Source organism: Paenibacillus germinis (assembly GCF_013141785.1).
GTDB lineage: Bacteria > Bacillota > Bacilli > Paenibacillales > NBRC-103111 > Paenibacillus_E > Paenibacillus_E phytorum.
In genome coordinates this window covers 132,500-152,240 of the sequence record NZ_WHOC01000089.1, presented here as the reverse complement: position 1 = coordinate 152,240, position 19,741 = coordinate 132,500, and the positions used below count along the sequence as shown (strand labels likewise).

The 19,741-nt window shown below is 44.4% G+C and carries 15 protein-coding genes and 1 riboswitch; of the genes, 10 read left to right on the top strand and 5 right to left on the bottom strand.

Annotated features, from left to right (window positions below):
* The first annotated feature begins 16 nt into the window (after positions 1 to 16).
* From GC102_RS18480 to GC102_RS18460, 5 genes are all read left to right on the top strand, one after another.
* On the top strand, positions 17 to 2,068 hold the full coding sequence (locus GC102_RS18480) for a molybdopterin-containing oxidoreductase family protein (protein WP_171690834.1): 2,052 nt from the start codon (positions 17 to 19) through the stop codon (positions 2,066 to 2,068).
* Between the two features lie 1,023 nt (positions 2,069 to 3,091).
* Positions 3,092 to 6,490 carry a cadherin-like beta sandwich domain-containing protein gene (locus GC102_RS18475; RefSeq protein WP_171690833.1) on the top strand — a complete coding sequence of 1,133 codons (3,399 nt, stop codon included), beginning with the start codon at positions 3,092 to 3,094 and terminating at the stop codon, positions 6,488 to 6,490.
* Positions 6,491 to 6,549: 59 nt separating this feature from the next.
* Positions 6,550 to 7,257 (top strand): DNA alkylation repair protein, encoded by a 708-nt coding sequence (locus GC102_RS18470; RefSeq protein WP_171690832.1) that lies wholly within the window; start codon positions 6,550 to 6,552, stop codon positions 7,255 to 7,257.
* Between the two features lie 153 nt (positions 7,258 to 7,410).
* Positions 7,411 to 8,655 (top strand): ATP-binding protein, encoded by a 1,245-nt coding sequence (locus GC102_RS18465; protein ID WP_171690831.1) that lies wholly within the window; start codon positions 7,411 to 7,413, stop codon positions 8,653 to 8,655.
* 110 nt (positions 8,656 to 8,765) lie between these two features.
* Positions 8,766 to 9,467 carry a DUF421 domain-containing protein gene (locus GC102_RS18460; protein ID WP_312883318.1) on the top strand — a complete coding sequence of 234 codons (702 nt, stop codon included), beginning with the start codon at positions 8,766 to 8,768 and terminating at the stop codon, positions 9,465 to 9,467.
* A 63-nt stretch (positions 9,468 to 9,530) separates the two neighbouring features.
* Here GC102_RS18460 and queF read toward each other — a convergent pair whose 3' ends face one another.
* Positions 9,531 to 10,031: a preQ(1) synthase gene (queF, locus tag GC102_RS18455; protein WP_029198588.1), complete on the bottom strand. Its 501-nt coding sequence runs from the start codon at positions 10,029 to 10,031 to the stop codon at positions 9,531 to 9,533.
* 11 nt (positions 10,032 to 10,042) lie between these two features.
* A riboswitch (PreQ1 riboswitch) is annotated at positions 10,043 to 10,086 on the bottom strand.
* Between the two features lie 188 nt (positions 10,087 to 10,274).
* Here queF and GC102_RS18450 point away from each other — a divergent pair.
* Positions 10,275 to 11,219 carry a thymidylate synthase gene (locus tag GC102_RS18450; protein ID WP_171690830.1) on the top strand — a complete coding sequence of 315 codons (945 nt, stop codon included), beginning with the start codon at positions 10,275 to 10,277 and terminating at the stop codon, positions 11,217 to 11,219.
* 30 nt (positions 11,220 to 11,249) lie between these two features.
* Positions 11,250 to 11,738, top strand: coding sequence for a dihydrofolate reductase (locus GC102_RS18445; protein ID WP_171690829.1), 489 nt, complete (start codon positions 11,250 to 11,252; stop codon positions 11,736 to 11,738).
* A 60-nt stretch (positions 11,739 to 11,798) separates the two neighbouring features.
* Here the strand turns inward: GC102_RS18445 and GC102_RS18440 are convergent, their stop codons facing one another.
* From GC102_RS18440 to GC102_RS18430, 3 genes are all read right to left on the bottom strand, one after another.
* Entirely contained in the window at positions 11,799 to 12,425 is a 627-nt protein-coding gene (locus GC102_RS18440) for a YcnI family copper-binding membrane protein (protein ID WP_171690828.1), read from the bottom strand.
* 96 nt (positions 12,426 to 12,521) lie between these two features.
* Positions 12,522 to 13,193 carry a response regulator gene (locus GC102_RS18435; RefSeq protein WP_171690827.1) on the bottom strand — a complete coding sequence of 224 codons (672 nt, stop codon included), beginning with the start codon at positions 13,191 to 13,193 and terminating at the stop codon, positions 12,522 to 12,524.
* Positions 13,193 to 14,005: a sensor histidine kinase gene (locus GC102_RS18430; protein ID WP_171690826.1), complete on the bottom strand. Its 813-nt coding sequence runs from the start codon at positions 14,003 to 14,005 to the stop codon at positions 13,193 to 13,195. Before GC102_RS18430 ends, GC102_RS18435 begins: the two co-directional genes overlap by 1 nt.
* Before the next feature lie 165 nt (positions 14,006 to 14,170).
* Between GC102_RS18430 and GC102_RS18425 the strand changes: the two genes are divergently transcribed.
* The 3 genes from GC102_RS18425 to phnE all read left to right on the top strand — a co-directional run bounded on the left by GC102_RS18425 (position 14,171) and on the right by phnE (position 17,717).
* Positions 14,171 to 15,199: a HoxN/HupN/NixA family nickel/cobalt transporter gene (locus tag GC102_RS18425; protein ID WP_246320982.1), complete on the top strand. Its 1,029-nt coding sequence runs from the start codon at positions 14,171 to 14,173 to the stop codon at positions 15,197 to 15,199.
* Between the two features lie 173 nt (positions 15,200 to 15,372).
* Positions 15,373 to 16,146 carry a phosphonate ABC transporter ATP-binding protein gene (phnC, locus tag GC102_RS18420; protein ID WP_029198595.1) on the top strand — a complete coding sequence of 258 codons (774 nt, stop codon included), beginning with the start codon at positions 15,373 to 15,375 and terminating at the stop codon, positions 16,144 to 16,146.
* A complete protein-coding gene (gene phnE, locus GC102_RS40615; RefSeq protein ID WP_376769384.1) occupies positions 16,143 to 17,717 on the top strand; it encodes a phosphonate ABC transporter, permease protein PhnE in 1,575 nt (524 codons plus the stop codon). The genes phnC and phnE overlap by 4 nt, the downstream gene beginning before the upstream one ends.
* A 967-nt stretch (positions 17,718 to 18,684) precedes the next feature.
* Here phnE and GC102_RS18405 read toward each other — a convergent pair.
* On the bottom strand, positions 18,685 to 19,653 hold the full coding sequence (locus GC102_RS18405; protein WP_171690825.1) for a phosphate/phosphite/phosphonate ABC transporter substrate-binding protein: 969 nt from the start codon (positions 19,651 to 19,653) through the stop codon (positions 18,685 to 18,687).
* Between the last annotated feature and the right edge of the window lie 88 nt (positions 19,654 to 19,741).

Genomic DNA, 19,741 nt, shown 5'->3' with positions numbered 1-19,741 from the left:
TTGAAAGGAGTGCCGAATGCTTACAACAATGCGAGATGAACAAAATGGTATTTTCCCATCCGTATGCTCACTGGATTGTCCAGATCAATGCGGCTTGCTGATTCATAAAGAAGCTGGGAAGATCGTTAAAATAGAGGGAGACCCCAATCACCCGGTAACACAAGGGGCTATTTGCAATAAAGTCCGCAACATGACGGCTCGTATATATGATGATAAAAGGCTGCAGTATCCCATGAAACGCGTGGGCCCTAAAGGTGAAGGCAGTCAGTTTGAAAGAATTACTTGGGAAGAAGCGATCGAAACCATTACAAGTCGGTGGAAAAAGCTGATCGAGGATGAAGGCGCAGAATCTATCTTGCCTTACAGCTTCTATGGCAACATGGGGCGGATTGGGACGGAAGGGATGGATCGTCGATTCTTCAATCGGATGGGTGCGAGCCGACTGCTTTATTCGATCTGCGAATCAGCAGGCACAGAAGGCTACAAGTATACGATGGGAGGCAGCTTCGGGACAGATCCAGAGGATACGATTCATGCCAAGCTGATCATCATGTGGGGCATTAATGCGGTCAGCACGAATATGCATCAGGTTATGTTGGCTGAGAAAGCCCGTAAGAATGGCGCACAAATCATCGTGATTGACGCTCATAAGAACCAAACAGGCCGCTGGGCGGACTGGTTTATTCCGATTTTGCCAGGAACAGATGCTGCGCTTGCTCTAGGAATCATGCATATCTTGTTCGCTGAGAATCTGGTAGATGAAGCATTTTTGCAGCAATTTACCGCTGGGCATGAGGAGCTAAGGGAACATGTGCGTCAATATGATCCTTCTGTGGTATCTAAAATAACGGGTGTACCTGCCCACGACATCTACCGCTTAGCTCGCTTATACGGCCAGACTTCGCCATCTTTTATTCGAATTGGCAACGGCATTCAACACCATGATAACGGTGGTATGTGTGTGCGGACCATAGCTTGCTTACCAGCGTTAACGGGGCAGTGGCTGCATAAAGGCGGCGGCGCGATTAAAGGAAATGGCAGCTACTTGGAGCACAATATTCCAGCTTTACAGCGACCTGATTTGCGGGAGAAGGAAGCTCGCCAAATCAATATGAATTTGCTCGGGAGCGCCTTACTGGAGCTTGATCCGCCTATTCGTTCGCTATATGTGTACAATTCAAACCCGGCGTTAGTTGCTCCTCATGCGAATAAGGTGAGAGAGGGACTTCAGCGGGAGGATCTGTTTACAGTAGTTCATGACCTGTTTTTGACCGAAACAGCGAAGTTCGCGGACATTGTGCTTCCTGCGACGTCCTCCTTTGAAAATACGGACTTTTACCGCTCCTATTGGCATCAATATGTGCACCTTCAGCTTCCCGTCATGACTCCTTATGGGGAAAGCAAAGCGAATGTGGATGTGTTTCGTTTGTTGGCGGCGGAGATGGGCTATGAGGATGAAGCTTTGGGGGATACCGATGAAGCTTTGATTCGCCAGGCTTTGGATCATCCTGGAAACCCAGCTCTGAATAACATATCATATGAAACACTGCTGGAAAAACTGTTTATCAAGGCGGATGTTAAGCCATTATTCCCTGGGGAATTAAAGACACCGAGCGGGAAGATCGAGCTGTATTCTCATGAGATGGAGAGTAAAGGATTCCCGCCACTTCCGACATATACGCCACTTGTGGATGAAGGTGATCTGCCATTCTTGTTCGTTCCGGCACCGAATCATAACTTCTTGAATTCGACGTTTGCGCATAATGAGAAACATATTCGAATGGAGAAAACGCCGAAGCTTCATATGAATGAAGCGGATGCGTCCGCATTAGGCTTGGTCAGTGGCGATGTTGCCCGTGTATGGAATGATCGCGGAGAGTGCGAGTTAGTCGTAGCGGCTGGCTCGGATGTGCTGCCGGGCGTGGTTGTAAGCCAAGGGCTTTGGGCGGATTTGCCTGGGAACAAAGCGTTGGTTAACGCGCTCACGCCAGACCGAGTAGCCGATATGGGCGGCGGCGCTACATTCTTCTCGGGCCGTGTGCGGGTGGAGAAGCGCGAAGTAAACTGAACCCTTGGGCGCATCGCCGCATAAGGTAATTCAGGAGGATCGGAAGCCCAGTAGGTGTATCCCTAATGGACGGGACTGGTACTTCAGGTATTCTATGCAGTATTCAAGGTGGGAATATTTACGTGATCGAATACTTATACCACACCCAATTTGCTACCAAACATTATGCCTTCAATCAAATTCGGGATATACTCCCTTTCCCGCAATGCCCGCAGCCTCAACCGCCTGTGCACCAACCGAAACTTTTATATTAGTTTGAAAAAGAAGATTAGTTTATAAAAGAAGATTATTTTAAAAAGATTCCAAATGCCGATCTCATGGATCGGTTTTTTTCTTTTTAGCTACTAGGGACAATCCGTCCTTTGAAATGAAAAACGGACTGCTGCACGCTTAAATATAGTTTCTCGATAACTCAGCCTGTTGTTACACGATTGTCCAATTAGGTCACACGCAGAGTATTATATCACTTAGAGCAGCTAGCTAAATGTACTTGGACTCAGAGGAAGGGTGAAGATGGAGCCAGATGTCAGAAAAGTACTTCTCAGCCGCTGAGAGTAGGCAAGTTAGCGTGTTTGCGGGTCTGAGAGGGCAGAAAAGGCTGTCTCGGAGGCCCAGATGGAGCGAAAGTGAATCCAGACGTCTGAAAAAGACTTCTCAACTGTCGAGAGTAGGTGAGTTAGCGGGTTTGAGGGCCTGAGAGGGCAGAAAAGGCTGTCTCGGAGGCCCAGATGGAGCGAAAGTGGAACGAGACGTCTGAAAAGGACTTCTCAGCTGTCGTGAGTAGGTAAGTTAGCTGGTTAACTGCCCATTTTTGCTCAAAATGCGAAATTTTGCTGCACTTTTTGCATGTAACACGCCAGAGGCTTGCTGCCTAAGACGACCAAATCCTAATAATACCCCTCTAAGACCTAAATAAATGACAATAAAATTAGTTTGAAAGAGAGTATGATGATGGTCACAAGGTATTTGTATGCGCTTACATATATGTTTCGAACTATTAAACAGAATAAGGAGCTTGTTGACATGAAAATTCATCTCATTCAAAGAAAGCTAGCCATGATGTTAATGATTTCAATGGTTTTCTCATTACTCCTCATCCCGTCGCCAGGGAAAGCGACTGATGTTGAAGTGGATGTGGCTGCCCTATTGCCTACAGCGGATGCGGCTATCGCTATGGACACTACGAATGCAGCAATCGCCAATACTAACTTTGATACCAAAACGAGCACCACAACTGGTATTTACAACATTTTATCCAGCAGCACGGTCAAAAGACAGGCCTACTATAAGTTTAACGTGGCTGCGGTTTCAGACAGTGCATACAAGTATTATTTGCAGGTCTCTGCAAAACGAGGGAGCGGTGCAAATGACGTGGACACAGCTTTACAAGTGTTCGCTCAGAACGATATTACATGGCAGGAAGCAGCCATTACTTGGAATACAGCGCCCCAAACGGATATGGCTCAATTAGATCAACTAGGGCAAATCACGGTCACTCAGCCTAATACGATATCCAAGCCGGCTCTATATACGGTAGACGTAACCAATTATGTAAGACAGCATTTATCGGATGGCGCAGTGTCCTTCGTTGTCGGTGATTCACAAGGCTTAGGCAGATCCGTTAATGTGTATTCCAAAGAAACGACGGCATCCAATCCTAAGCCGCAGTTGGTGGTGAAGCGAGTGGTTCAAGGTGATAATACACCGCCTACTTGGCCAGCAAACGCTGTTTTAAAGTCAAGCAATCTGGGAACGGACTTTGTCCAATTAACTTGGCCAGCAGCTACAGATGATACCTTAGTAACCAACTATTTGGTCTATCAAAATGACTCCGTTCTTTCTACTGTTTATGGCAGTACGTCTTATAGCGTCGAAGGATTAACACCAAATACGAGTTATTCCTATAAAATCATCGCTGGAGACGCGGCAGGAAACTATTCTTCAACCCCATTGACTTATAGTGCAACAACGTTAACTTCTCCTGTTACTCCCCTACAGGTTGTGGAAGTTAATGCTAGCAGCAGCGATGGAAATGTAGAGAGCAATACGCTGGATAACAATTTATACAGCCGTTGGTCAGCTTCAGGCGATGGTCAATATGTGATGTTTGACTTAGGGCAAACGAAGAGTATCGGGTACGTGGGCATAGCATTTTATAAAGGTGATCAACGTTCTACCCTTATCGATATTCAGACTTCAAATGATGCTATCACATGGACGAATGTGTTTAGTGGAAGCAGCCGCGGGAGTACGGTTAACATGCAGGCATTTGATTTCCCGGATACCACTGCTCGCTTCTTAAGAGTGGTAGGACATGGTAACTCGGATGGCAGTACCTTTACCAGCTTAACGGAAGTGATGATTTATGCACCATTTTTATCAGGAGATACACCGGTAGCCATTGTTCCAAATATTACGCCTACGGCTCCCCCAGGCACAGTTCCTTTCACGAAGGCTGGCTTGACGAAACCAGATGGTTCCGAGCATGCCAAGCATACACCTAACGCTGTAACGGGAAATACCATCAATGTAGTAGATTATGGCGCCGACCCAGCGGATAATGAACAAGATGACCGGATAGCTATTCAAAATGCCATCAATGCTGCCGCTTTCGGCGATGAAGTCTTTTTACCGAATGGTGTGTATAACTTGAAAACGTCGCCTGACGGGTTTATTAACATAAAACTCAAATCCGGAGTGAATGTAAGGGGAGAAAGCCAAACTGGCACTCTTTTGAAATCAAGTATTGACGACGTCAAGAATAGTTCTGTCTTGAAATCATCCAATCAACACGATATTGTCGTTTCGAACCTGACAGTAACCTCAACTTGGAATCGTACATTTTCCTTAGAGCATGCTACGAATAATCCAGAGGCCGGAGGACCGGACAGTATGATTGCCATAGCGAATTATGGCGAGAATCCGTCCTATAACGTGACCATTGATCAGGTTACTGTTGAACGGTTTAGACGGATGGCGATTCGGATTGAGAACAGCCATGATGTCGTAGTTCGCGGCAGTACGTTCCGAAATGCAACCGATCTCGGTGGCGGCGGAGCTGGCTACGGAACATCCATTCAAGGAATGCCGAAGGTCGACAGGCTCGGTTTTGATAATGATACGTATTGGAATGTGGTGGAAAATTCTACGTTTGAAGGGCCGTATTTGCGTCATGGATCCCTCATCCAAAATGTAGCGCACAATAACGTTCTGAGAAATAATCACTATACTAATACCAAATTGGATGCTATTGATCTTCATGGTGAGCTCGAGTACCTGAACGAAGTTCACGGGAATACGATCGAAAACATCTTCACCGGCGGTGGCATAGGTCTTGGAAACACAGGTGGTACAGCGCCAAGCAACCATAGCAAAACAGGACCTAATAACTACATTCATGACAATGTCATTCGAAACTCACGTGAAGGCATTGTTGTTACGATGGGTACGCCGGATACGTTGATCGAGCATAACACAATTGAAAACACGACAACTGTCAATAACGGTGTTGGGATTAACATTTTAAATGGACCAGGTACTAGGATTATCAATAATCTAATTCGCAATAATACAGCGGGCAATTACTGGGGAATTCTGCTCGAACACGATAACGGTGACCAAAATGCCAATAGTGTAGGACAGGGAGATCCTCAAAACGTACAAATTACAGGGAATACGCTAACAGGAAATACGAATGGGATTCAGCTGCAGGCAGGCTCAAACATTACGGTCAGTAAGAATTTCTTAAACAATATCGGGACCAATTATGAAAAGGCAGCTGGTGTGACGGTTACGGAAATATGGCCTTCAGCCGACAATACCTTAAGCGTTTTGACAATCAGTGCAGGTACATTAAATCCTACGTTTGATTCAGCTGTAACCGAATATACGTCAAGTGTGTCTAATGAGATAGCTCAAATCAGCATCCATTCAACGTCTGCAGACAGTCAAGCGAAGATAACGGTGAACGGAGCATTAGTTGTAAATGGAGAGGCTTCCAGTGACATTCAGCTCAGTGTCGGCGAAAATAGGATCGACATTACTGTTACGGCCGAAGATCATTCTACAAAGACGTATCGACTGACAGTAACTCGGCTGTTATCAAACAATGCGAATCTAAGCAGCTTGACGATTAGTGCGGGAACATTAAGTCCGGAATTTGGAGCGAATGTAACAGCATACACGGCTTCGGTGTCAAATGGAACCAGTAAGATCACCGTCACGCCAACTGTTGCAGACAGCCGGGCAAAGGTAACGGTAAACGGAGAAGTAGTTGTAAGTGGAGCAGCATCTGATGTTATTCACTTGAAAAAGGATGAGAACACGATTGAAGTTCAGGTGACAACTGAGGATAACTCCACTAAAACATACAAGCTCATTGTGATGAGAGGCAGCGAAAAGGATAAAGACAAGGACAAATAAAGCTATTAAATGTTCAACTATGATACAATACGGAAAAATGAATGTTAAGTGGTGAGTCTATGACATTTGAAGAGGTAATGAATAACCTAGAGGAGCTCGGAAGCGAGCAAACGAAGAAAACGTTGCTTCGGCATGGTGCGCAGGAGCCTCTTTTCGGAGTTAAAGTAGGCGATATGAAGAAGCTGGTCAAATTCGTCAAAAAAGACCGTGAGCTAACCCTCGCTCTGTACGATTCAGGTAATACGGATGCGATGTATTTGGCTGGACTCTCCGTTAATCCAAAAACAATGACGAAGCAAGAACTTCAGAATTGGGCGAAGCAAGCCTATTGGTATATGCTCACCGAATATACGGTAGCGGGCGTGGCTGCAGAAAGCAGCAGCGCGCCCCAATTGGCAAGGGAATGGCTGCAATCTCCCGACGAATTAATTGCCACATGCGGATGGAGTACTTATGCAAACTATATAAGTATCACACCCGATGAGAAGCTCGACCTTCACGAAATTGCGCAGCTATTGGAGCAAGTGAGAACAACGATTCATGCGGAAAGAAATCGTGTTAGATATACAATGAACACCTTCGTTATTACGGTGGGTGCGTATTGTTTTCCTCTATTAGAAGCTGCGACGGAAGTAGCTAATGAGATCGGCAAGGTTCATGTCGACGTCGGTCAAACGGCTTGTAAAGTACCGCTCGCGAGTGAATATATTCATAAAGTGGAATCGATGGGCCGAGTAGGAACGAAGAAAAAGACGTGTATTTGTTAAAAAAGAGTTGATCAAGGCTATGACTGAACGGCAGTGTAAGATGCCGCTTCGGTTGCAGCCTTTTTTAACATTTTTTTCCCTGTTAAATAAAGGATAACGCTTACCCTTGCAGAAACATTGAAGGTGTGGATAGAAGGGAGCGCAGTGTCAGCTATGTTATTAGAAAAATTATTTTTGAACATCCTTATCGTTCTTGCTCCTGTCTTATTACAGAGTGTCTTTGGAGATCGATGGCGCAATGATCAGTCACCGATCGTGATGGGCTTGCTTTATGGCACAGCCTCCTCACTTTGCTTATTATTTTCTTATTATGAACTTGATTTGTACTGGGACCTACGTTATGTTCCCCTTGTAATTTCGAGCATCTATTGGGGACCCCTAGCAGGTCTAATTAATTACATTATGATAATGTTGATGCGTACGTATCTTGGTGGCGATGCGCTTATATTTGGGTACATCAGTATGACACTTAGTTTTATTATCCCCTTTGTTGCTTCTTACAAAATCAAAGAACTAACAGGAAGCTCACGAATAAAGGCAACTATATTGGTTTCGCTAAGTCCGTTACTGGTGATGCTGCTCATTTTAATGAGCTATGTGTCTCTTTACAAAGGTTTTGAATCGTTTGATCTTGCTACTATTCCTGCTATGATCTCATTTGGTATACTCCTAGTTTTAGGAACCTGGTTATCATCCTTGCTGCAAGAAATACATGAAGAACGATTTAAAATGAAAGTTCAAATTCAAAAAGCTGAAAAAATGAAAACCCTTGGCGAGTTAGCTGCATCCATCGCACATGAGGTTCGTAATCCGTTAACTGTTGTTCAAGGTTTTCTGCAGCTTATGCGCCCGAATGAGCAAGGGAAGAATCAACAATACCTGCATATTGCCATGGAGGAGCTAGCGAGAGCTGAATCGATTATTAACGATTACTTAAATTTTTCCAAGCCAAAACTAACCAAATTAGAAACTTTTTCATTTTCTGACGTATTAAACAACATTATTGTGCTTCTAACGCCAATGGCGATGAAGAATGGTGTTGAGATTACTGTCAATCTTGAGGACAAAATTTATATCTTTTCGGATCGTGGACAATTGCAGCAAGCCTTGGTGAATGTGATCAAAAATGCCATTGAAGCGACGCCCGCCAACGGAGAGGTACAGGTAAGCTTAAAAAGATTGGTTGGCCGAGCCGAAATCAAGGTTATTGATAATGGCAAGGGAATGACGAAAGATCAGCTCTCTCGTATCGGTAATTTGTTCTATTCAACGAAAGATGTTGGAACGGGGTTGGGGACAGCTGTTAGCATTCGGATTATAGAAACGATGAATGGGGAAATGCACTACGAAAGTGAGGAAGGCGTTGGTACGACTGTCATCATCATTTTGCCTTTATAAGAGTCATACCATTTTAAGTATATAAGAAAGTATAAGTTTTATACTTTTGCTTCGCATCTACCTTGACAAACGCGCTCGTCCCTGAAGGACGACGGAGTCGTTTATCCTTGGTGACAGATCTGGGAGTGATGATGATGGGAATTACGATGTATGTGAGCATAGCCGTAAAGTTGGTTGTTGCTTTGGTTGGATTGCTGATCATGACACGACTTCTGGGAAAGAAAGAGATTTCTCAGCTTACGGCTTTTGATTTTGTCTCCTCCTTAATGCTCAGTGAGTTAGTTGGAAATACGATTTATGATGACAATGTTCATCTTAGCCATCTTGTATTCGCACTTGTGATCTGGACACTGCTTGCACTTGCCCTTGAGAAGTTTATCTGGACAGTCCCTTGGATTTCTCGATATGCAACCGGAACACCCGATTTACTGATCCGTGATGGGGTTATTGACTTCAAGGCGATGAAGCGTAACAATCTGGACTTTGGTCAACTTAGTATGCTGCTGCGGGAAAATGATGTGTTCTCTATGAGGGAAGTCGCCTATGCGTTGTTTGAGACGAATGGCAGCATTAGTGTGCTCCGCCAAAAGGATACGGAAAGCCAAAACAATGGGGTTTCCCCTAAGAAAAGGGTCTGCCTGCCGGAGAGTATTATTGAGAATGGGAGTATCAATGAAGCAGCGCTGCAGCGTCTCGGCCGTGACCCGGAATGGCTGAAGCAGCTATTGCAGCTGAGTGGAATCAGCCATCATGAACGGGTTCTTTTTGCCGAATGGTCCGATTCAAACGGACTTTTCTATCAGCTTAAATAGATTTAGCAAAAAAGCCTAACCAATCCAAGGGATTGACTAGGCTTAATGCTTATAATCTGCCAATTAGCGATTATCGATTTTTTCAGGATAGAGGTCATGGTTCATCAATCGATGTTCAGCCATCGCTTCGAACTTCGTGCCGGGTTGACCCCAGTTGCAGTAAGGATCGATAGAAATGCCGCCGCGCGGGGTGAATTTACCCCAAACCTCGATATAACGAGGCGCCATCAGCTCGATCAAATCATTCATAATAATATTGACGCAGTCCTCGTGGAAATCACCGTGATTCCGGAAGCTAAACAGGTACAGTTTAAGTGATTTGCTCTCCACCATTTTAATATTCGGAATATAGGAGATGTAGAGTGTAGCAAAATCAGGCTGTCCAGTTACTGGACACAAGCTAGTGAATTCAGGGAAATTAAACTTAACAAAGTAATCTCTGTTCGGGTGCTTGTTATCGAATGCTTCTAATAAAGTGGGATCATAGTTGAACACATACTTGGTTCCTTGATTGCCTAATAAAGTAATCTCTTTCAAATCTTCGTTGCTTCTACCTGCTGACATGGGTGGTTCCTCATTTCATAGTTTTTTAGAGAGGGAGTTCGCGAACCTCTTGTATTTTTCATTAGAAATGTACCATATACGCACGTAAAATGCATCCTCGTCGCTAATGGAATTTCGTGGAGAGGCCATTTTTTCATACGAAAGTTTCAGCATATTTCACGATTGTAGAAAGGTAGCCAAATGGGCTCTCTGCGGGTAAAATAGATAAATACATGTGTAACATAGAGATGGAGGTTCGTAAGCTTGAAAGCCTATCAGGAACTATTACAAGATATTCTTACTAATGGTACGAAAAAGGAAGATAGAACGGGGACAGGAACAATTTCAGTATTTGGCAGACAGATGCGCTTCGATCTTGCGGCAGGATTTCCTTTGGTGACGACCAAAAGGGTACCTTTTCGCTTAATCGCTAGTGAAATGTTGTGGTTTATTAAAGGCGACACGAATATTCGTTATCTGTTACAACATAATAACCACATATGGAATGAATGGGCTTTTAAGAAATGGGTGGAGAGCGCGGATTATTCGGGACCGGATATGAGTAACTTCGGGTTACGCTCACAGCAAGACGAGACCTTCAAGCTTCAATACGATGAGCAAATGGATGAGTTTGTGAAAAAGGTGCTCGAGGATGACGAGTTTGCCAAGCAATACGGTGAGCTCGGGGATGTCTATGGCAAACAATGGAGGGATTGGACGACGACGCAGGGAGGCACGATTGATCAGCTCAAAGAGGTTATTCATATGATCAAAACGAACCCTGATTCTCGCCGTCTCATCGTATCTGCATGGAATCCAGAGGATGTACCCAGTATGGCGCTTCCGCCTTGTCACACCTTGTTTCAGTTTTATGTGGCGGAGGGCAAGCTGTCCTGCCAATTATATCAACGCAGCGCAGATACTTTCCTTGGCGTACCTTTTAATATCGCTGGCTATGCACTGCTAACGCATCTTATTGCACATGAATGCGGGTTAGGCGTCGGTGAGTTCGTCCATACGATCGGAGATGCCCATATTTATACGAATCATATGGATCAAATTCAAACACTGCTCAACCGCGAGCCGCGCGAATTGCCAACACTCAAGCTGAACAAGGATGTTGCTTCTATATTTGATTTCGACGTTAGTGATATTGAAATGCTGGATTACAATCCGCATCCAACGATTAAAGCACCAGTGGCTGTATAAACAACATGTGACGAAGGGAGGGGCTCCTGCATGAGTATTTCATTTATTTTTGCAATGGATCGCAACCGAGCCATCGGTGTGAATAATACACTGCCTTGGCACTTACCAGGGGATCTGAAGTTTTTCAAATCCGTGACGATGGGTCACCCTATTCTTATGGGGCGGAAGACGTATGATTCCATTGGCAAGCCGTTACCGGGCAGACGCAACATCATTCTCACGCAAAATCCAGAGTTTGAAGCGGATGGCTGTGAAGTCATTCATTCTGTGCAAGAAGCGGTGGACGAATTCCGTGATCAGGAACTGTTCGTCATTGGCGGGGCGGAAATCTTCCGACTGTTTACTTCCGTCGTAGACCGCATGTACATTACGCACATCGAGCATGAGTTTGAAGCGGATACGTTTATGACCGAACTAGATTTGTCCGTGTGGACGTTAGTGTCCAGTGAACAAGGAGAACGGAACGAGAAAAATCCTTACGAGTACTACTTCCGAATCTACCAAAGAAAGCAAGCTTAAGGAAATAAATAAGGCCCTGAGTTATCTGTTATTATCACAGAGAGCTCAAGGCCTTTTTTTTTATTTACGCTTTTTTGTAAGCGACACGATCAGGGATAAAGCTCCAAGTACGACTGCAGCAATGGAGAGGTAGAGAGAAGTGTTGGATGATGTGCTGCTAGCTGCACCGCTACCAGCAATTACCTGTCCGTGGCTATCTGTCGTAGCACCGGCTGCTGATTTGGCTTTGACTGTCGTTACAGAAGCGGGCTTGTCAGATCCATTAGCGCCAACCCATTCAACTACGCTGCCATCCTTATAAGTTTGGTATGCTTTCCACACGATCTCGGTAGCAGCATCTGCTACCTTGCCTTGCATGTTGAATTCACCGAATTCCGTACTAGCAAGCCCATCTCCGGTTGCTTTCCAAGTGACCCCTGTAATTTTACCAGCTGTATCTTTAGCTAGCTCGTAGGTCCAACCTGCTTTGGGCTCGAAGCGAGAAACCGCTACAGCATCCATAGGGAATTTCACTTCTACTTTCACAGTAGGAATGTCTTTCTCTGAAGGCACACGTACCGTGAATTTCTCGTAGCTGCCTTGAGTGGATTCTTTCGGATATACAGTAACGTGGGCGCTGGCGATACCCGCGAGAAGCATAGAGCCAATCAACATAATACCTGCATTTAACATCAATTTTTTAAACATAAAACGTGTTCCCCCTTCAAGTTAGCTCTTATCATGTTGTCCATATTACCTGATCGACAAGCATAAGAGTATGACTCGAGTGGGCTATTTTTTCGACTAGTTTTGTCCTTTTCGTGTCAATCCGTGCTTAATGGCGAATGCGGTGAGCTGGACACGATTCTCGAGTCCAAGTTTTACCAATATATTTTTCATGTGGTTTTTAACCGTATGTTCGGATATCAGCAGCTTTTCTGCAATCTGCCTGTTGTTATCCCCTAAGGCAACATAGGCGGTAATTTCCTGTTCCCGAGAGGTCAACATGCTCGGTGTCGGGCCTTCTGTATGCATACCAATGGGGGCGCGGAACCTTTGGAAAAGCTTATCCGCCATCCCTCTGGCGGCTTCAGAATTATCGTCGAGCAGCGCTCGAAGGTAAGTGAGCCATTCGTCTGGGTCCATGTTTTTTAACAAATAGCCTTGAGCTCCGAATTGCAGCGCTGTAAAAAGGTCAGCTACATCATCGGACACGGTGAGCATGACGATGCGTATAGCCCCGTATGCTTGCTTAATGCGCCGCGTTGCTTCAAGTCCATCCATAGGGGACATATGTATATCCATCAAAACCACATCAGGCGCGACCTCTCCGCAAAGTAGAATAGCTTCTTCACCGCTGTTTGCTTCTCCTACAATATAGAAGTCGGATACAGGCTCCAGCATACTGCGAATCGCTTTCCTAGCCAGTGGATGATCGTCTACGATGAGAACGCGGAACGGCTGATTGCTCGGCATTAGCTCCTCCTCCTATCTGCTTGTACCAAAAGTGTAGTTCCCGTAGGGAACTCGCCAGATTCCTTCATATTAAGCTCGAAAGATGCACCTAGCTCGGCTGCGCGTTTCTGCATCAACTCAACGCCATAGGTCTTCCCCTTGGATGTTCTGTGATGCAATCCATTTCCATTATCGGTAATGTGTAGACGCCATGCCTCTGGATGAGCTTCCAGAATAATTGAAGTTTGTGTTGCCATGGAATGCTTGCGTATATTGGTGAACGCTTCTTGTATAATGCCGAAAAGCTGAACTTCTTCTCCAGAAGAGAAGCTGTTCTCTTCCACGGTTAACTTCTCATGAAGCTCAATACCCGTCACCAATTGCCAATTCTCCAGAAATTTATGGATGCGCTGCTGGAAGTTGGCCCCTTCCTCCGGTGGTGTTCTCAGATTAAAAATGGCTTGTCGCAGCGAGTTATCGATTTCGGATACCGCTGCTTTGGCTTCTTCCAAATCTCCTTGCTTCAACTTCACATTAAGGAAGAAAAGGGTTTGAGCCAAGTCATCATGCAGCTCTCTGGCCAAACGCTCGCGTTCTTCATACACGGCTCTGCGGGCTTCACCGATTGTCACTTTCTCATTGCTGCGCTCAATACTTTGAAACATCCATGAAGCAAAGAGATAGGAAAGCAGCAAAGTAATGATGGTAATCGTGAAATTACCAGCTTCCATGGTTAAATAATTAAGTAAAAATTCATGACGAATATACTCAAAGCCGCCGATGATGAGAACAGGCACTAGAATCGTAAAAAGCTTGAAAATACGAAGAGACATAGGGCCGATCCATTCCTTTCCGTAGTCCATCTTTGGAACGGTTTCTATTATATCAGATATGTGTTAGATTTCTTCACAAAAAAATGAGGTAGGTACTTCTCAAGTCATGCACACGTGTGCTACATTATTATTAAATCGTAACACGAAAAGAAAGGCAGGGTGTCAATGATGTGGAAATCAATACTACAGCAGAGAAGAAGCTGGGCTGGGTATGTTGGTGTGATCGTCCTCTTACATATACTTGGGCTTATCGGATTATATAGTGTCGCGAAAATGACGCCTGCCTTTTGGGGGATTGGGCTCCTTGCCTACACATTAGGGATGCGGCATGCATTCGACGTTGACCATATTGCGGCGATCGACAATACCGTGCGCAAGCTCGTTCAGCAGAAGAAGAATCCATTAGGTGTTGGTTTCTACTTTTCTTTGGGACACTCCTCTGTCGTCTTCATCATGGCCATTGTGACGGCATTCTCTGTACAATGGGCAGCGCGTGAGCTTCCTTGGATGCAGCGTTTTGGAGGTGTTATCGGCGCTTCGGTTTCCGGTCTGTTTCTTGTCATTATTGGCATTTTAAATTTACTCATTCTTATTAATCTATATAAAATGTTCTTGAAATTTCGTGGCAGCACGAATGATGATAAAGAGTTCGAGGAGCTTCTCGAGTCCCGTGGATTCATTGCTCGAATGATCAAACCACTTTTCTCTTTCATAGGCAAAAGCTGGCATGTATATCCGTTAGGTTTTCTCTTTGGATTAGGTTTTGATACAGCGAGTGAAATTGCGCTCCTAGCGATCTCTGCCCATGCGGCGAAGGAAGCTATCCCTTTCATTGGCGTCATATCACTTCCGCTGTTGTTCGCGGCAGGAATGAGCCTCTTCGATACAGCCGATGGGATGTTCATGACCAAAGCTTACAAATGGGCATTTCATACACCGGTACGTAAGCTTTATTACAATTTAACAGTGACCGCATTGGCTGTCATTGCTGCTTTAATCATTGGTGTGATTGAGCTAGGTCAAGTTCTCTCCGAAGAATTCAGGTTGGAAGGCACCTTCTGGACGTGGCTGCAGGAGATTGATTTCGGGACATTAGGCTATATCTTAGTTACTCTGTTTGTGGTGGCATGGGCCATTTCCATTGCGGTTTGGAAAGGGATGAAGATTGAAGAACGCTGGCGTGCAAAAGTATAAATCATCGTGAAAAAAGTGGTCTCTGATAGCCTATGAGACCACTTTTTTGTTATGGATAACAATGGAATATGAATATTTTCTAAAGGTTATGATTGAAAAAAGGATTTTGCTGAAATATGTTGAAAGTAGTCTGTCTGAACTTCAGATACTCTGTAAAAGAAAGTAGGACTTATATGATTGAGTTTAAACATATTTCCAAAGTATATCCTAACGGAACTATTGGGTTGAATGACATTAATTTAACTATTCATCCCGGAGAATTCGTTGTTATTGTAGGTCTATCAGGAGCAGGTAAATCCACCTTGCTGCGTGCGATTAACCGTTTGCATGAGACGACAGATGGAGAAATATTAATCGATGGCAAATCCATAACAAAGGCGAACGGTGCCGAATTACGCCGTATGCGCAGAGATATCGGGATGATCTTCCAAACCTTTAATCTAGTTAAGCGTTCTACCGTGATTCGAAACGTATTATCCGGACGTGTAGGCTATCATTCTACCTTGCGTACAGTGCTCGGATTGTTTCCTAAACACGATATCGAACTTTCCTTGAAAGCACTGGAGAGAGTCAATATTCGGGAAAAAGCTTATTCACGCGCCGATGAATTGTCCGGCGGTCAACAGCAGCGTGTTTCCATCGCGAGAGCGCTGGCACAAGAAGCGAAAATCATTTTAGCAGATGAACCAGTAGCCTCCCTTGATCCATTAACGACGAGACAAGTTATGGACGACTTGAAGCGGATCAATACAGAGCTTGGTATAACGACTGTCGTTAACCTTCACTTTATTGACCTCGCACGTGAATATGCAACTCGAATTATCGGACTTCGCGCAGGTAAAGTCGTATACGACGGACCCGTCTCGGAAGCAACGGATGATGTATTCTCCGAGATTTATGGCCGTGCGATTAAGAAAGACGAGCTCTTGGGGGTGCTGGAGGAATGAGTGTAGCGACAGTCAAGAAGCCTCCTCGTACGAAAATCTATCTCATTGCCCTAATCATGGTGCTTTTCCTGATTGGGAGTATTTATCAGACAGATGCGACGCTGACGAAACTCGTTACCGGTACTCCGGAGATTGTTAAATTCATAGCCGAGATGTTTCCGCCGGATTGGCTGTTTTTCGCTGATATATGGAAGCCAATGGCACAAACGCTGCAGATGTCCATTATTGGTACAGCAATTGGAGCCTTGTTTGCTTTTCCGATGGCACTGCTAGCAGCTCGTAATGTTACTACGGCGCCATGGCTGTTCTACCCAGCTAGACTTATCATGAATCTATTCCGTACAATTCCAGATTTGCTGTACGCAGCGTTGTTTGCCGTTTTGGTAGGCTTTGGCCCAACGGCCGGTACACTTGCACTAATTTTCTTCACCTTTGGTATTATATCTAAGCTTTCTTACGAATCAACGGAAGCTATTGACCCCGGACCGCTTGAAGCCATGACGGCTGTTGGCGCTAACAAACTCAAACTCATTCGTTTCGGCGTCATTCCTCAGGTTGCGCCTACGTACTTGGCTCATTTATTGTACACATTCGAAGTTAGCATTCGGGCCTCAGCTATTCTCGGATTGGTTGGAGCCGGTGGTATTGGCTTGCTGCTCAAAAACACGCTGGATCTGTTCCGTTACGATCAGTCCTGTGCCATTGTTATCTATACCTTATTAGTTGTTGTTATTATTGATTTGGTCAGTACACGATTCCGTTCCTATTTGCTAAAAGGCAGCGCGAAACCGATGTCAGCTACGCGTTCAACTACGTATAAGATAATCGGTTGGGTGGCCGTTGTTGCCTTGTTCATATGGGCATTAACTGGCCTTGAGCTGACAGGCTTCCAACCAACGACTTGGATTCTCACGAAATCCATGTTATCCGGTTTAGTACATCCTGACTGGGCTTATGTGTATATCCCAGAAGGTGAAGATTTACTTCGATCCTTGCTTGAAACCTTATCTATTTCCTACTTAGGTAACTTTGTTTCAGCGATTGTCTGTCTCCCGTTTGCCTTCTGGGCAGCAGCTAATATGAGTCGATTTCGTGCAGTTTCAAGCACAGGGAAATTGTTCTTGAGTGTCGTACGAACAATACCGGAGATTATTATGGCTTTGATCTTTATTAAAGCAGTAGGACCAAATGCCTTTGCTGGGGTTATGGCATTAGGACTTCACTCTGTAGGGATGCTCGGCAAGCTTTATGCAGAAGCCATTGAGAATATGGATATGGGACCTACGGAAGCCATGACGGCTGTAGGTGCAAACATTTGGCAGCGGATGGCGTTTGCCGTGGTGCCGCAGGTCATTCCTGATTTCATTTCGTATACCTTATATCGCTTTGAGATTAATGTCCGTTCAGCGACATTGCTAGGTGTTATTGGTGCAGGAGGTATCGGTACGCCACTCATCTTTGCACTCAACGCGAGGCAGTGGCCGCGAGTTGGTATCATCCTCATTGGGATTATTGTCACCGTCTCTGTCATTGACTACATCTCAGGGACACTCCGCAAACGCATTGTATGAGGACATGGGAAAGTCTTTATAAGTGAAATTTAATTGAAAAATAAGCCTCCAACACCAGCTATCATAGTGGGTTTGGAGGCTTATTTGTTCATAAATGGGCTTTTTATTAGGATGGTTCTTTTTGGGGCAGAACCGTTGTGTTGGTTTTAGGATAACAGGAAAATGTCTATCGGATTTCGTGGATTGTGGAAAATCGGTTCAGAGGAAGATTATTTACTGGCAAATTGATTGTAACCCGCTAATGAGCTGGGAAGTTGTATAACGTGCAACAATTCTGCCTAAATCACGCCTTTTTCCCTTCGTTGTTGCAACATGTACAACAATTTGGTCCTAAACAGGCCATTTCTCAACAAATGGGCTAAAAATGTTGTACCAACTGCAACTTCAAGTTGCTAAATAGCCTTTAGGCGTGTGAAATGCTGTAGAAAATACAACATTGGTAACCCACTATAGCCCATTTGCTCTCACGAAAAGCTGAATGACTCTAAAATCAAATCCTTGAGGGGGTTTTTCTATCTAAAATTTAGCTGTAATGACTTCCTTGGGCAACCAAGCGAAGTGACCTATTTTCACGTCGATTGTGTGATTGGGCTAATGAATCCAAGACTGGTTCTAACACCTCAATTTGTTCGATTAGCTCTATAGGAATCAAGACATTATTCAATTTCAAAAGTCGAAAAGTAGGATGGTAATTCGTAATGACCCCCCTTATCTCGTCTTTACCGCACCGGATAGAGACTTCTTTTTTGCAGCTAATAAGCATTTCGAACATCCAATTTTTCACCTCACTATGATATATGACAGGTCCAGGTAAACGTTTGTCATGCAAAAGTAAAAAAACATTTACACGGATGTGCCACATTCATAGTATGCAAGGGAGGTTCGGAGTAGAATACAAAAAAAATACCTCTACATGCTTCAGAAGAATGCATGCAAGGTATTTTCATTTGAAACGAAGAGCTAGGGCTTATTTCAAGCCCATTTCTTTGTTAACGCTACGAACGATGTCGAATTTCGCATCGTCAGAAACTACATAGCCTTTGTGTGAGTAAACATCGAAAATGATTTTTTGACCATCTGGGTCGTTACCAATAGCGATGAATGCGTCTTGGATTTTCTTTTTCCATGCTGCATCCATATCGGAACGAACAGCGATGGTATCATTAGGAATTTTGTCAGAGTAGCTAAGGACACGAGTTTGTTTGAATACATCTGGATAATCTTTAGTCATATTCGTACGGATGTCTTGGAATACGCCTACAGCGTCAACTTGACCGTTAAGAAGAGCGATAACTGCTTTATCATGGCCTTGGAATGGAACGCCAGTTACATCTTTAACTGGATCTACGCCAGCTTTTTTCAGTACGAATCCAGGGTAAGTGTAACCAGCAGCGGATGTAACACCTTGCCAGCCCATTTTTTTGCCTTTTAGATCTGCAACTGTTTTGATTGGGGAATCTGCTTTAACTAGAATCTCTGATTTATAGAAATCAACTAGATCCTTCGTTGGTTGGCCTGTTGCATCGTCAACGCCTAAGCGCGTTGCTTGTAAAAGCAGGTCTGCTGCTTTACGAGTGTCATGGGCAACAACGTAATTGCTTGGTGGCAAGAAGCCAACATCAACTTGTTTGGAAGCCATAGCTTCGATAACTACGTTATAATCCGTTGAAACGGAAACCTTAACCGGGATACCAAGCTTGTCTGTAAGAAGCTTCTCTAGTGGCTTTGCTTTTGCTTCAAGCGTCTCTGCATTTTGGGAAGGTACGAACTGTACTTTAAGCTCTTTAGGTACGAAGCCTGCAGCTGCAGCCGGTGTAGCGGAAGCTTTCGTAGATGCGGATGCAGCAGGAGCTGTTTCCTCTTTTTTTGCACAGCCTGCAAGAACACCTGCAGCAACAATCATGGACAAGCTAATGACAGTAAATTTTTTCATCATCTTTTTTGACCTCCGTTTAATTGTTTACTTTTATCTATGATGTACTATAACATTATCATATAATATATGGAAGATAGTGTGAAGTATT

Coding starts and splice junctions, on each gene's coding strand:
- GC102_RS18435 (WP_171690827.1), bottom strand. CDS start 13,193: ATGCCGAGCAATCAGCCGTTCCGCGTTCTCATCGTAGACGATCATCCA.
- phnC (WP_029198595.1), top strand. CDS start 15,373: ATGATTGAGTTTAAACATATTTCCAAAGTATATCCTAACGGAACTATT.
- GC102_RS18425 (WP_246320982.1), top strand. CDS start 14,171: ATGATGTGGAAATCAATACTACAGCAGAGAAGAAGCTGGGCTGGGTAT.
- GC102_RS18440 (WP_171690828.1), bottom strand. CDS start 12,425: ATGTTTAAAAAATTGATGTTAAATGCAGGTATTATGTTGATTGGCTCT.
- phnE (WP_376769384.1), top strand. CDS start 16,143: ATGAGTGTAGCGACAGTCAAGAAGCCTCCTCGTACGAAAATCTATCTC.
- GC102_RS18465 (WP_171690831.1), top strand. CDS start 7,411: ATGTTATTAGAAAAATTATTTTTGAACATCCTTATCGTTCTTGCTCCT.
- GC102_RS18475 (WP_171690833.1), top strand. CDS start 3,092: ATGAAAATTCATCTCATTCAAAGAAAGCTAGCCATGATGTTAATGATT.
- GC102_RS18470 (WP_171690832.1), top strand. CDS start 6,550: ATGACATTTGAAGAGGTAATGAATAACCTAGAGGAGCTCGGAAGCGAG.
- GC102_RS18405 (WP_171690825.1), bottom strand. CDS start 19,653: ATGATGAAAAAATTTACTGTCATTAGCTTGTCCATGATTGTTGCTGCA.
- GC102_RS18445 (WP_171690829.1), top strand. CDS start 11,250: ATGAGTATTTCATTTATTTTTGCAATGGATCGCAACCGAGCCATCGGT.
- GC102_RS18480 (WP_171690834.1), top strand. CDS start 17: ATGCTTACAACAATGCGAGATGAACAAAATGGTATTTTCCCATCCGTA.
- queF (WP_029198588.1), bottom strand. CDS start 10,031: ATGTCAGCAGGTAGAAGCAACGAAGATTTGAAAGAGATTACTTTATTA.
- GC102_RS18430 (WP_171690826.1), bottom strand. CDS start 14,005: ATGTCTCTTCGTATTTTCAAGCTTTTTACGATTCTAGTGCCTGTTCTC.